Annotated in this window: 13 protein-coding genes; 5 read left to right on the top strand and 8 right to left on the bottom strand. The window is 67.9% G+C overall.

All coding sequences use genetic code 11. From position 1 onward, the window contains the following. Window positions 1-15 precede the first annotated feature (15 nt). From DY157_RS03965 to DY157_RS03950, 4 genes are all read right to left on the bottom strand, one after another. Window positions 16-1,374 carry a hypothetical protein gene (locus DY157_RS03965; RefSeq protein WP_160159446.1) on the bottom strand — a complete coding sequence of 453 codons (1,359 nt, stop codon included), beginning with the start codon at window positions 1,372-1,374 and terminating at the stop codon, window positions 16-18. A gap of 332 nt (window positions 1,375-1,706) precedes the next feature. Next, window positions 1,707-2,051 (bottom strand): hypothetical protein, encoded by a 345-nt coding sequence (locus DY157_RS03960; protein ID WP_115727320.1) that lies wholly within the window; start codon window positions 2,049-2,051, stop codon window positions 1,707-1,709. Between the two features lie 45 nt (window positions 2,052-2,096). Continuing rightward, window positions 2,097-3,818, bottom strand: a complete 1,722-nt coding sequence (locus tag DY157_RS03955; protein ID WP_115727319.1) for a Rep family protein — start codon at window positions 3,816-3,818, stop codon at window positions 2,097-2,099. Between the two features lie 460 nt (window positions 3,819-4,278). Next, window positions 4,279-4,542: a helix-turn-helix domain-containing protein gene (locus tag DY157_RS03950; RefSeq protein WP_115727318.1), complete on the bottom strand. Its 264-nt coding sequence runs from the start codon at window positions 4,540-4,542 to the stop codon at window positions 4,279-4,281. A 350-nt stretch (window positions 4,543-4,892) separates the two neighbouring features. Here DY157_RS03950 and DY157_RS03945 point away from each other — a divergent pair, with 350 nt between their 5' ends. The 3 genes from DY157_RS03945 to DY157_RS03940 all read left to right on the top strand — a co-directional run bounded on the left by DY157_RS03945 (window position 4,893) and on the right by DY157_RS03940 (window position 7,799). Beyond that, on the top strand, window positions 4,893-6,167 hold the full coding sequence (locus tag DY157_RS03945) for a tyrosine-type recombinase/integrase (RefSeq protein ID WP_160159445.1): 1,275 nt from the start codon (window positions 4,893-4,895) through the stop codon (window positions 6,165-6,167). Window positions 6,168-6,514: 347 nt separating this feature from the next. After that, complete coding sequence (locus DY157_RS11340) at window positions 6,515-6,682, top strand: hypothetical protein (RefSeq protein ID WP_160159444.1); 168 nt, start codon at window positions 6,515-6,517, stop codon at window positions 6,680-6,682. 172 nt (window positions 6,683-6,854) lie between these two features. Beyond that, window positions 6,855-7,799, top strand: coding sequence for an alpha/beta fold hydrolase (locus DY157_RS03940; protein WP_115727316.1), 945 nt, complete (start codon window positions 6,855-6,857; stop codon window positions 7,797-7,799). 69 nt (window positions 7,800-7,868) lie between these two features. Here DY157_RS03940 and DY157_RS11335 read toward each other — a convergent pair whose 3' ends face one another. Then, window positions 7,869-8,366: a substrate-binding domain-containing protein gene (locus tag DY157_RS11335; protein ID WP_160159443.1), complete on the bottom strand. Its 498-nt coding sequence runs from the start codon at window positions 8,364-8,366 to the stop codon at window positions 7,869-7,871. On the opposite strand from DY157_RS11335, the gene DY157_RS11330 reads away from it, so the two are divergent. Together DY157_RS11330 and DY157_RS03930 are read left to right on the top strand one after the other, a co-directional pair. Next, on the top strand, window positions 8,358-8,552 hold the full coding sequence (locus DY157_RS11330) for a hypothetical protein (RefSeq protein ID WP_160159442.1): 195 nt from the start codon (window positions 8,358-8,360) through the stop codon (window positions 8,550-8,552). The two genes, DY157_RS11335 and DY157_RS11330, sit on opposite strands and share 9 nt — an antisense overlap. Before the next feature lie 63 nt (window positions 8,553-8,615). After that, window positions 8,616-9,071, top strand: coding sequence for a DUF805 domain-containing protein (locus tag DY157_RS03930; RefSeq protein ID WP_160159441.1), 456 nt, complete (start codon window positions 8,616-8,618; stop codon window positions 9,069-9,071). Here the strand turns inward: DY157_RS03930 and DY157_RS03925 are convergent. Genes DY157_RS03925 through DY157_RS03915 form a run of 3 tightly spaced genes read right to left on the bottom strand, consistent with a single transcriptional unit; the run spans window position 9,068 to window position 12,917 of the window. Beyond that, window positions 9,068-10,297 carry an alpha/beta fold hydrolase gene (locus DY157_RS03925; protein WP_115727314.1) on the bottom strand — a complete coding sequence of 410 codons (1,230 nt, stop codon included), beginning with the start codon at window positions 10,295-10,297 and terminating at the stop codon, window positions 9,068-9,070. The genes DY157_RS03930 and DY157_RS03925 overlap by 4 nt on opposite strands. A gap of 47 nt (window positions 10,298-10,344) precedes the next feature. Beyond that, complete coding sequence (locus DY157_RS03920; RefSeq protein ID WP_115727313.1) at window positions 10,345-11,991, bottom strand: ABC transporter permease; 1,647 nt, start codon at window positions 11,989-11,991, stop codon at window positions 10,345-10,347. After that, on the bottom strand, window positions 11,988-12,917 hold the full coding sequence (locus DY157_RS03915; RefSeq protein WP_115727312.1) for an ABC transporter ATP-binding protein: 930 nt from the start codon (window positions 12,915-12,917) through the stop codon (window positions 11,988-11,990). The genes DY157_RS03920 and DY157_RS03915 overlap by 4 nt, the downstream gene beginning before the upstream one ends. Window positions 12,918-12,950: the final 33 nt, after the last annotated feature.

Here is a 12,950-nt window from a genome sequence, read left to right as displayed (position 1 = left end):
TTTCTCGTTTTCGATTCACATCCCGTACCCGTCGTCATACTCGGTGGTGGGGAGGCTCAGCGTCTCCAGGGTCCGTGCCCGACGTTGGACGAGCCGGTTACCGTGCATGCGCTCGACCTCGCGCGCCTGATTGATGAGCATCTCAGGGGAGCGCGCAAACGTCCGCTCGGCAGCAGCCTTCGCCTGCTCGATCTTCCTCTGCGTCGCGTCATCCACGTGCTTGCCGAGAACCGTTGCAAGATGCCGAGCGCCCACCGTTGCGAGGTATCTCGCTTGCTCGTCGGGGATCGAGTGTGCGGTCATCGCCTCGGCGTAACGTTCATCTGCGAGGGCGAGCCGTTCGCGTGCTGCTTTCTGGAGGCGTTCAGCCTCGGCGATGCCCTGAGCGCGTCCCTCGGAGAGACCCTGCTCGTAGCCCTCGCGTCGTCCCTCCTCCCGTGCTGTTTCCCGTTCCGTCTCGACCTGCTTGCGGGCGAGCCGGACCTGGAACTCCTCGCGCTCAAGAAGCTCGCCCTCGTAGCGCAACTCGTCGCGGTCAGCCTTGAGTTGGTCGCGCTGCCCGTCAAGCTCGCGACGCTCGTCACGAAGCGCCCCGTAGACCGCCTTAGTCTCGCTCTTGTCATGGCGCAGGGGGTCGACCTCGCGCTCCACGGGCCAGCCGCGCGCGACCATGTATTCCTTAAGGTCGTCCTGGTAGCGCTCAAGCTTTTGTCGCCCAGTGAGCATCTTGCCGTCCTCACCCAGCACGTCACGGTGCGCGGCGTAGGCCCTTGACCACTCCGGGCGGAGGCCGCCCTCGTGTTTTGGGTCATCGGCGAACGTGTCTGCGAGCAATTGGATGTGCGGCGTTGTCTCCGAGTGCTGGACATCGAACCCGAGTATGGCCTCAAACCCGCCGGGGATGACGTTCTTGCCGAGGAAACGCAGAACGTCCGTAAAGTACCTCATCGCCTCGTCGCGATCACGCGCGACCCATCGGGAGCGGCCCTTGCCGTAGAAGTCCGGGACCTCCTCACACATGCTCTTGGGCAGGTGCGCGACGAACATCGAGGTCGTCACCGTGCCGCCTCGCATCTTGCCCTGCTTGTCTGGCTTGTCCTCGCGCAGGGGCGAGGTCAGTCGCTCAACCCTTGATTGCCCATAATCGAGCACCTGCTGCATAGACGTGGCGCGGACAAACCGGCCCTTCCCGTCGTTTACGAACCCCCGGTCGAGGGCCTCGTCCTCGACCACGATGTTCGTGTTCTCGCGTGCCCAGTACTCGACCGCTTTCGGGTCGAGTTCGCGCATCATCTCGTGCACGATCGCACGCCGTTCCCCGACGGCTTTAGTGTGGGTCACCCGAAAGCCAGTGCGTCCTGTCGTGTCGCTCATCATTTTCTCCTCACTCGTTCACGTTGTTCTCTCGTTCGTCGGCGCAGTGGCGGGTGCTCTGGGACCCTCGCTTCGCTACCCAGAGCACCCGCCCTTGCATCCGTGTGCCAACTCCTCGGGTCCCTGGTCGCTACGCTCCCTGCCCGAAAAGTTGCCCCACGGGTCACACCTTGTGTCTCCGGGTCCCCTCGCTTCGCTACCCCCGATACACAAGGTGTATTAACCCCCTAAGACAGTTACGCTTCGCTTCACTGTCCGGGGGCTGCTCCGCAGGGCGGGGACCCTTCGTTGAACCAGCGCTTGCTCGGTTCAACTCCGGGTCCCCGAGGCCGTCACCAGCGCGCCGCTGGCACATCGGTGTCGGCCTGGTCATAGCCCTCGTCGGAGCCCCACCGGAGCTCCTCCTTGGGCTCCTCCGCTGTGCGGTTCTCGGTGCTGTTCGTACCGAGAAGCCGACGCACTTCGTCGGCGATACCGGGCCCGTTCAGCGTGCGAACGAGCGCCTGCATTGCCTCCGGCGTGTCCGCAAAAACGAGGGTTGCGACGGCCTCTCCGAGGGCCGTCTTTGCGGACAGGAGTTCTCTCTGCTGCGCCTCCTTCAGTGCGCGCCGGAGGGCACGTGCCTCGGAGTTCTTTGCGGCGAGTTCCTTCTCAATCTCGGCTGCTGTCTTGGACATGGTTGCGTTCCTTTCGTGATGTGGTTGGTGGTCTGGTTTTGAGGGTCAGATTGTCCAGGGGGAGCCAGTCAGGGCCTCCGGCTGCTCCTCCGCGATCACCACCTGCGGGGTGCCGTAGTAGTCGCGGACGAAGACCTTTGCGGCGAGGTCGAGACGACCGTCCTGCGCGAAAGCAGCCTTCTTCGCCGCCGCCTCTTCATGGGCGAGACAGAATCGTTCTGCCTTCTCCGCCTTGCGCTGGTCTTCGGCTGCCTTCGCCTCGGCAATCCGCTTCTCCATCTCGATCTGGTCGATCGGAGAGACGGCAGCGCTCGACGCCTGCTCGGTGGTGGTCTCCTCCGCCGTCGGCTCCGGTTCAGGTTCGGGCTCAGGTTCGACGACAGACCCTTCGAGCAGAACGAGGTCCTGACCTGCCTGCCAGCCCTCCGTCTCCTCGAAGCCCATATCAGGCGATGCCACCGCGAGTAGACCGGCGAGCGCGTTACACGCGCCGTCGGCGGAGTGCGTGACCGTCCCGAGAGCACCGAAGCGCAGATCAATACGTCGGTCCGCGATAACCGCCTGGCGAGTGCCCTTCAGACGACCGACGGGCGAAACGAGATACGCCCGTTCGCCGTCGACGTGCTGCACCTTCACTGTTGCTGCGAGGCGACGGATGAACTGGTCCAGGGCCTCGTCCACGTTGCCCTTGTTCCGGGTCCAGAAGAAGTACTGGTCCGGCGGGATGGTTGCCGTCAGGACGATCAGCCGGGGCGCGACCTCCTGCTTGTTCTGGTAGCGGGCGCGGGCAGGCGAGGCGTTGTATGGGTCGAGTAGCAGTAGCCAGTCGTTTGCCTCCATCGCCGACCCGCGAAGGTCATCGAGGAAGACGACCTCCTGCCCCTGCCAGTCGTCCAGAGGGTTCGCCGTCGCGGCACGGTAGACGCGCCACGTCTCGCCGCACTCCTTGGCGAGGCCGAGGGTCCGGGCGATGAAGTCCTGAGCGATCCGGGTCTTGCCGACCCCGGCCTCACCCCAGATGAAGACGACCGTCGTGTGGAAGTCGCCTTGGCGCAGTTTCGCGGCGGCCTGGTAGGCGCGACGCTGACCGTAAGCGCCGAACGCCTCGTCCATCATCGTCTTGTGCCGGGAGTAGATCGTGAAGAGCTCATCAGTCAGCATGACCTGCTCCTTCGAGACGAGGCCCTCCAGGATCAGGTCGCGCAGATAATCCGCCGACTCGTTCACGTTCTTGGTCTTGATCGTCGCCGCACCGCGAGCCCAGACCTCCCGCCTCTCGGCGTGGATGTCCATGTAGTTCTTCCCCCGAAGAGTGGCGACCTCCTCCGCCGGGTACTGGTATTTGTCCCGGTACTTGGCGTGGACGAGGTAGGCGAGCATGTTGTCGAACGCGTAGCGTCCGGCTTTCGGCTTCTCGACGTACTGCGGATCCACGCCGAGGAACCCGGCGAGCTGCTCCACGGACGCGGAGGACTTGCGGTCGGCAAACCGGAAGACGGCGTGGACGTGCCTCTCTTTCGGAACGCGGTCGTACTGGTGCGTGACCTCGTTCCACTGGTCCTGCTCGTCCTTGTCGTGGATGATCGCGTACGCGGCCTCGACCTTGCAGCCGACGGCTTCCAGTCGCTCCACCAGGTAGGTCCCCAGACTGAGCGCGTCGCAGTCCAGTGCGGTCGCGTTGTGGGGGTCATCGGCCCAGGTCCACAGGTCCGACTTCAACTGCTGCGTGAGGCCGATCAAGGTCGGGTTGTTCGACTGCTTGCTCATCGCCGGTCACCTCCCGACTGATTCGCAGTGTGGTGACGAGGACCGAGGCAGGGGTGCGCCTGGCGACCTCTGTCGAGGCACCGGAGCCTGACCGGTGCCTCGACGAAGGCCGCCGCACCGGGCGCAAGAAGGCCTCCGAGGGGGTCACGTAAGTTAATTGACCCCCAATTGACCCCTAATTGACGACCTAATTGACCCCCTGAAAACAGGCGGAAGCGCGTCTCGTTCGAGGTGGTGTCAAGGATGAGTTTTGCCTGGTGTTCCAGCCGATTGTTGGGGTGCGCGGCAGTCGACAAGCCCCTGCCGCGCGCGCGTAGAGCGTCAATTAGACCCGTTTTGGCCAGAAAACTCTTGAGGAGGCCCCAGGTGCGCATTTCACACGAGGGCGTGCCCGCGTCGCGGGCAAGCCTCGGGGCCTTCGGCCCCTCGCTCGCGGGGGAGAAGGTGGTGATGGTGGGGTTCATCGCTGACCCCCGGTGACGGTCCGGTGAGCCTGCATGAAGGAGCGCAGGTCGCGGACCTGATAGGCGACGGAGCCACGACGACGGCCCTGGCCGTCCAGGTCACCGCCCAGGTCGTACTTGAGGTAGGATGGCCCCTTGCCCAGGCTGCGCCAGTTGGTGAGGGTCTTGGTGGAGACGCCGAGGAACTCGGCGGCCTCAGCGGGGGAGAGCGCGCGCTCGTCGTCGAGCACGGTAGAGGTTGCAGCGGGAGCGGCGGACATGGCGAAAGCCCTTTCCTGACGAAGGAAAGGGCTTGGCACCGCTCACTATCGAGTCGGAAACCCTTGCTGAACCTCGCACGGGAGAGGTCCCTGCCCACGTGGGCGCGGCTTGCTCATCGGCACCATCACATCCCGTCGAGGATGGTGTGGGGGCCCAGACGGACCCTCAGACGGCCAATCTCACGCCGCTCCAGGCTCATCCCCTCACCCCGGAGATATCGAGGTGTACTGACCCCTTGGTGGGATCGGCCCGAAGGACTTGCTCCGATCCTAGCATGGCCCGTCAAGTCCCCGCAAGCCCACCTCACTCCCACTTGAACCAGGGGAACAGCGTATCTTACAATGGAGGTATGACAGAACCGGCAACGAAGAAGAAGCGAGCGGCCCGTGTCGTGCTCTCGCCCGGCCAGCACTCCATCGACCGAGCGACCCCAGCCCCCATCGACGGCGGTTTCCGCCTCCAGTGGCGCATCATGCTGCACGACGGGCGTACGGTCCACATGAAGAGCCAGGCCCCTACGAGGGCGGAGGTGCGTGCCAGGGCGCGCGCCAAGGCTGCTGAATTGCTTCAGACCTCCGGGGCGTCCTCGTGGTCGCTGCGCTCGCAGGTGGCCGAGTACATGGAAGCCGTCACCAAGCCCGCCATTGAGTCCGAGCGCCTCGCTGAGGCCACGCGGGCACGGTACTGGCTCGCCTACCGGCTACTGCTGGGCGAGTGCGGCTCCGACGAGAAGGGCCACTGCCACCGGCACGCCCTCAAGGGACTGTCCATCGAGGCGGCCATGCGCCCCCGTGCCCTCAAGGAGTGCCTGGAGGAGATCGGGCGGCTGCATGGGGCCAAGAACGTGAAGCACGCGAAGTTGGTCGCCTCGAAGTACCTCGCCCGACCACTGAAACTGGACGGCCTGTTGCAGTACAACCCGCTGGCCGATCTGGACCTCGACCTGTCGAGATCCCGCAAGCCACCCGTCCAGCGTGGCGGGCACGCTCTCACGCGGGAGGAGTATCGGAAGGCGATCGACTGGCTGCTTACCCAGGACCCGAAGGCGGTGGAGAAGCCCAGGCGCGGGCGCTGGACTCTTGAGGACCGGATTGCCGAGCGCCGGGCTCTGCTGGAGTTCGTCCTCACCCAGGCCGCCACGGGGATGAGGACCTCAGAGATCGGTAGGCGTCCCGTGAGCGAGGTCGAAGTGGACGACAACGGGAACGTCGTGTTCGTCCTCGGTGAGGCCGCTACCAAGACGAGGCGGGCTCGTCGCGTGCCCGTGCTCGACGACACCGTGGCCCGGCTGCTCGTGGAGAGGATCGAGCGGCTGCCCGAGGGTGCGTACCTGTTCGGTGCGCCCACCGACCCGATGAAGGAGTGGCTGCCCCGGAACCGCGACCGCAAACTCGCAGCCCTCTACGAGGAACTGGCCGAGGCGTGCGGCATCGAGATGTTCAAGGTGGAGCGCGGGCACTCATGGAGGACGACGATCAACTCGATCTTGGCCGACGTGGTTCCCGAGGACCAGCGGATCAGGCTGCTCGGCCACACCCGCGAGATCAACCGCTCCCACTACACCGACGCCCGCGAGGTCGAGGCCCTCAAGGAAGCCGCTTCCCAGGCCCTCACCTCATCTTGAAGAGTATCTTGAATCATGGGATTTCGAGGGTTTCGTCGGGAGTTGGCGGGAAGTATGGATGGCACTGAATCGTTGCTATCCCGCCAGAAACCGGCAGCACCCCGGGGCTCCCTGTGATTTGAATACCCTTCTCAAGGGGTCGTGGGTTCAAATCCCGCCAGCCCGACAGTGTGAAGTCCCGGACCCTCGGCGGTCCGGGACTTCGTCGTCTCTCGCTCGTCGCATCTTCCCCAGTTCCCATCCGCCCGCGGTGGCGCCGACGCACATGCCGGTGACCAGTCGGAGGATGGTAGCGACTCGGAACGCGATCCGAGCGGTTCGCAGTGGCGATTGAAGGGGAGGGGACGATGCGGCACGTTGTCGTTCTGCGCGGCGCGCCCGCCTGCGGGAAGTCGACGTGGGTGAGGGAGCGGGGTCTTCGCGCGCACGCCATCGGTCTCGGCGACTTCCGCGTGGAGGCGCCGAAGGGAGGCGTCATCGCGATCCCGAGCCTCGTCGAGGCCCTCGGATTCTGAGAGCGCGCGACTCGGGACCGTCACGAGGCCACGAATCGCACGATTTCTCAACCGGTATTGACGAGTGTGCGGGCGTGCGCCCCCGGTGCGCGCGTTGGACCACGCGGCGGCCTACTTCCGGTGGCGCGAGTAGTGTCCGAACCGTCACCAGCACTCGAAGGGGAGGCCGATCATGGCACTGCACGAACTCACTTTCACCTCGGCGAACGCCCGGGACGAGATCCAGGCGTGGATCTACACACCGGCGAAGCCCGCTCGGGCCGTCGTCCAGCTCATCCACGGACTCGGAGAGCACTCGCGTCGCTACATCCACCTCATCACAACGCTCCTCGACGCGGGATTCGTCGTCGCGGCCGACGACCACGCCGGGCACGGGCGCACGGCGATGAAGTCCGGCGTCTGGCAGGACGCCGGCGAGGATCCCGCGCGCGTCGTCGTCGAGGACGAGTTGCGACTCCGCGACCTCGTCTCCGAGCGATTCCCGGATCTGCCCTACGTCGTCTTCGGTCATTCGTGGGGCTCGATGATCGCCCGAGTCTTCGCCTCGCGCCGTCCCGAAGGACTCGCGGGCCTCGCGATCTGCGGCGTCGTCTCGCAGATGAAGGGCCTCGAGAATGAGGCCGTCATCGCGGGAATCGACGCGGCGATCGCCGAGAACGGCGGAGAGGCGCTCGACACGACGGGCGTCACCCTCGGTCTCTTCGAGGGCGTGCTCGACCGGTACGTCGACGTTCAGGGGCCGACCGACTGGGTCGCCGTCGATCGCGGCATCATCGCCGACCATGCGACGGATCCCTACAACAACTTCGGGGCTCCGATGACCCTGCGCTTCGCGCGCGGCTTCATCGACCTCTACCAGCAGGCGACCGGCCCCGAGTGGGCGCCGAGCATCCCCAAGGAACTCCCGGTCCTCCTCCTGTCGGGAGACCAGGATCCGACGGCGAACTTCGGCGAGGGAACCTACCACGTCGCCAACAGCCTGTGGACGGCGGGTCTGCGCGATGTCCGTACCCGGATCTACACGGGCCTGCGCCACGAGGTGCACAACGAGCCCGCGTCGCGGGCGGACGTCGAGGCGGAGATCGTCGCCTTCGTCGAGCACTGCATCGGCGACTGACGCCGATCCGGCGTAGGGGAGAGGGGCACGTGGACGGCCCCTCTCCCCTTCGTCATGCTCGCGTCCGTCTCATCCCCTCGGCGGCGCGGTCGTCGCGCGGACGACGAGCTCGGTGGGGATGAGGACGCGTCGGGTGCCGTCGGCGATGCCGTGCTCGATCTGCTCGGCGACAAGCTCGACCATCGTCGTCCCCGCGGCGTGGAAGTCCTGGACGACGGTCGTCAGGGGCGGGAGGAAGTGCTCGGCGAGCGGAAGGCCGTCGAAGCCGACGACCGACATGTCTCCCGGCACGTCGATCCCCCGACTGCGCAACGCGGCGATGCAGCCGAGGGCGACTTCATCGTTCGCGCAGAAGACGGCCGTCGTCTCCGCCTCGTCGGCGAGTTCGAGCCCGGCGCGATATCCATCGGACACCGACCATCCGCCGATGAGTGGAGCCGTCGAGCGCAGACCGCGCTCCTCCATGCGGCGCATCCACGTCGCATGGCGCACCGCCGCGGACGGCGAGTCCTCGGGGCCGCGGATGTGGGCGATGCGCCTGTGTCCGAGGTCGACGAGGTGATCCACCGCGGCCTCGCCGCCTCCAGGGGCCTGCGGCCCGTCGCCAATGTGTCGAAGACGCGGTGCGACGTCCTCGTCTGCGCGGAAGTCGGCTCGCAGTCCTCCAAGGCGCGGAAGGCCGCCAAATTCGGCAAACCGATCGTCCTCGCCGCCGATTTCCTCGCCTGGGCGGAATCCACTGCGCCCCGATAGTCTCGAGGAGGAATGCCGATCGCGTCCGGACCACTGCCGGGCGCGCGCAGTCAAGGAGGACCGATGATCGACGCCTGGAAGGACGCTCTGCGCCGCACGACCGATTTCGCGGGAAGGACGGACCGCGCCGGATTCTGGAAGGTCGCGCCGCTCGGCCTCGTCCTCATCGGCATCGTCGAACTCGGGATCATCGCGTGGCGGGGCATCGTCCTCGCCTTCGAAGCCGATCCGCTGTTCCCCTGGAACTTCGTCGTCCTCCACGTGCTCGCCCTCGCGGCGTCCCTGCCCTTCCTCGTGCTCACCGTTCGCCGCCTGCGGGACGTCGGCGCGCAGGTCGTCCCGTGGACGGCCCTCGCCCTGGCGCCCTGGCTCCTCTTCGGCGCCTACGTCCTCTACGCGGGTTCGCTCGACTCGACGGCGGGGGAGCGGCTCCTCTCGCCGATGGTGCTCCTCTCGAGCGCGTCCGTTCTCATCGTCGGGCTCGTCCTCGCGAGGCCGGGCGTCGAGGACGGGCGCTAGGACCCCGTCGGGCTCGCACTCGCCTCTCCGGCGAGTCTCGCCACGCCGCGCAGGAGAGCGCCTGCGAGAGCGGGAGCGCCGATCCGCGGAAGCCGTCGCAGTCGCCCGATCATCCGGGGGAGGAGCGCCTCGCGACCGTCGGCGACCGCCTGGGCGATCGCGAGGGCGAGGAGCGGGTGGGCGTCGAGGATCGAGTGCCCGATCCGCGGCACCTCGACGAGGACGCCGCCGGGCGCGAGCGAGGCGAGCCGGGCGGCGACGGGCCCGGGCGTGCGCAGATCGAACTCGCCGGAGACGACGACGGTCGGCACTCGAAGGCGGCGCGCGGCCTCGCGCAGATCGACGGGACCGCGCGCGTAGGACGGGGCCTCCCCCTGGTGGGCCGCGACGAAGGCCTGCGGATCGAGCGGTCCGCCGTCGCGCGGGAGGCCGAATCCGAGCTCCCCGAAGGCGATCCCGCGAACGAGGTCCGGCTCCATGATGCGCGGCGTCCGGCGTCCCGAGAATTCGCCCGAGCCCGCGCCCTCGAGGATGCGCCGCAGGAGCGGGAATCGTCCGGAGGCCCACGCGGGGGCGAGCCTCGAAAGGACGTCGGGGCCCGCGTACTCGTGGACGAAGCGCGCCAGGTTCGCGAGTTCAGCGTCGGCGAGGCGCTCCCCGAGGCGCCGTACCCCGTCCGCGGCCGCCTCGTAGCCGGCGGCGGCGCCGCTCCAGAGGAGCGCGCGCAGGCGCTCGCGCGCTGCGCGCAGATCGTCGATGGGGTCGAGGAGCGGCGAATCGAGGACGAGGGCCGCGATCCTTCCGGGATGCCGTGCGGCGAAGAGCTGGGCGAGGGCGCTCCCGTAACTCGCGCCGTAGACGACGGCCCTCTCGACCCCCTCGGCGTCGAGGACCGCGTCGAGGTCGTCCGCGGCGGCGGCCAGAGTGACGTCCGTCGTCCTCAGCTCCGCCCCGTCCTCGTCCCTGCGCGAGGCGCCGACGCCGCGGTGCTCGACCATGAGGAGGTCCATCTCGCGACGGGCGGCGAGGCGTCTCAGGAGGGAGTACGGGAGGTCGGAGGACATGCCGGGACCGCCCGGGATCACGAGGATCGGGGCCGAACGACGGGCGGTCCGGGTCCGCAGGTACTCGAGGCGAAGGGCGCGGCCGTCCGCCAGCGGCCGCTCGACGAAGGAGCGCCGCGAGGGGAGGAGGACGCGGGGGAGGCGCACGAAGGGCCCGGACATGCGACGATCGTATGCCCGGGCTCCTCGCCCGTCCCGTCGAAGGCGGATCAGGCCGGCTTCACATCCCTCCTGGAGAATCCCTCGACGCCGATGACGACGAGGACGAGCGCGACCGCCATGAGGATGAGGATCGGCGTCCAGGAGAATTCCTCGAAGGGGAGGTACGGCGTCGCTGCGAGCGGGAGCGCGTCGAGGACCTTGTCGGGGATCCCGAAGACCTCGCCGAACATCGTGAGGAACCAGGTCGCCACCATGAGCGCCCAGGCGATCGGCGTGGAGATCCGCGGAACGAAGGCCCAGAGAACGAGGGCGAGCCCGACGTACACCATGACCGCCGGCCAATAGGCGAGCGCCGCGAGGGCGAGACGGCCGCCCTGAGACGCGTCGTCGATCGACGCGCCGTAGACCGCGCCGACGAAGCCGCCGCCGATGAGGAGGAGGACCGCCGACCACACGGCGGGGATGAGGAGGCGCTCGTAGGACCAGCGGCGTCGGCCGACGGCGCCTGCGAGCTGGGGCTCGATGATCCCCGTGGCCTCGTCGCCGCGCAGGCTCACCGTCGTCTGCAGCGCGAATATCACGGTGATGAGGGCCATCATCGAGACGAGCCGGGCGACGAGGGCGGTGACGCCCGAGCCGCACAGAAGGGCGTCGACATTGGGGCCGGCGTCGTCGAGGAGCTTCGTCATCGATTCGACGACCGAGCCGAACATGAGCCCGCACAGGGCGATCGCGATCGTCCACCCGAGGATCGCGTTGCGCTCGAGGCGCAGCGCGAGGCCGAGCGGCGAGGCGTACCGCTTCGGTGCTCCGGCCTTTCCGAGCCTTTCTGGCAGGAGGCCGACGCCGTAGTCGCGACGCGACTCGAGGATCCACGCGGCCGCGAGAAGGACGAGGGCGAGGGCGATCATGAGCGCGAAAGGACCCCAGGAGTTCGTCGCATAGGGCTGCATCCGCTGCCCCCACCCGTAGGGGGAGAGCCACGAGAGACCCTCGGTGCCGAGGTCGGCGATCATGCGGACGACGTAGAGGCCGACGAGGATCGCCGATCCGAGCGCGTTCGCGCCGCGGGAGGTCTGCGCGAGCTGTCCTGCGAGCGCCCCGACGCCGAGCCCGACGAGGCCGATGCCCGTCACCGAGCCGCCGAGCACGAGGGATCCCGCGATGCCCGTCCCGTCAGGATCGAGGTGGTTGGCGACCGACACCCCGGTCATGCCGAGTCCGACGAGGAGCGCGAGGATCGCGTAGGAGATCCAGGAGGCGACGGAGTACGCGTGGATGCCGAGGACCCTCGAGCGGAGGAGCTCGGTCCGCCCCGTCTCCTCGTCGGCGCGCCCCGTCCGCGTGACGAGGAAGACGATGCCGATCGAGAGGGCGAGGACGACGGTCATCCACCCCTTCGTCCACACGGCGCCGCCCATCGTGTTCGCCGCGTCCGAGAGGCCGGTGATCGCCTTCATGCCGGGGGTCGCCGACAATGCGGCGAAGTCGTCGAGCGACTTCTGCGTCGTGAAGGTGTCTGTGTAGTAGGCGGCGATGTACTCGTACATGCCGACGATGACGAGGAGCCACACGAGGAGGCGCACACGGTTGCGCCGCCACACGAGCCGGAGCATCGCGGGCAGGCCGGCGGCGCTGCGCGCCGGGATGCCCCGCCCCGTCGTCACGGGGAGGGCGTGGGCCGGGGCGCTCATCGCGCGCCTCCGTTCCCAGTGCCGAGGGCCGCGAGCTCGTCGCCGTAGTGGCGGAGGAAGAGCTCCTCGAGCGAGGGCGGGTTCGCGACGATCGAGGACGGCCCGAGCGCCGATGCGGCGGCGAGGACCGTCGGGAGGTCCGCCTCGTCGACGGCGAAGGTCGCACGATCCCCCTCGACCTCGAGATCGTGGACCTCGGGCATCGAGGCGAGCGGGGAGGGATCCTGGGCGAGAACGAGGCTCACCTGCGTGCGGGTGAGGTGACGGAGCTCCGCCATCGTCCCGGACTCCACCGTCGCGCCCTCGCGGATGATCGCGACGGTGTCGGCGAGCTTCTCGACCTCGGAGAAGATGTGGCTCGAGAGGAGGACGGAGCGGCCCTCGGACTTCAGCTCGCGGATCGATTCCTGGAAGGCCGCCTCCATGAGGGGATCGAGGCCGCTCGTCGGCTCGTCGAGGATGAGGAGCTCGGCGCGCGAGGCGAGCGCGGCGACGAGGGCGACCTTCTGACGGTTGCCCTTCGAGTAGGTGCGCGCCTTCTTCGACGGATCGAGCTCGAAGCGCTCGAGCATCGCCTCGCGCCGCTTCGGCTCGAGGGGACCGGAGAGGCGGACGAGGATGTCGATCGCCTCGCCGCCTGTGAGGTTCGGCCAGAGCGTGACGTCGCCGGGCACGTACGCGAGGGAGCGGTGGAGTCGCACGGCGTCCTTCCAGGGATCGCCGCCGAGGAGGGTTGCGGACCCGCCGTCGGCCTTGAGGAGGCCGAGGAGGATGCGGATCGTCGTCGTCTTGCCCGATCCGTTGGGCCCGAGGAACCCGGTGACGGAGCCGGCGGGCACGTCGAGGTCGAGGCCGCGCAGCGCGCGGACCTTTCCGAAGTTCTTCACGAGGCCGCGAACGGTGATCGCGGATTCTGCAGGGGACACGGGGTCCTCCTTCTCTCATGGGCGGGCGGGGAG

It is taken from the genome of Actinomyces culturomici (genome assembly GCF_900499005.1).
Lineage (GTDB): Bacteria > Actinomycetota > Actinomycetes > Actinomycetales > Actinomycetaceae > Pauljensenia > Pauljensenia culturomici.
Note: the sequence above shows the minus strand (reverse complement) of the source record. Positions and strands in the feature narration are given on the sequence as shown.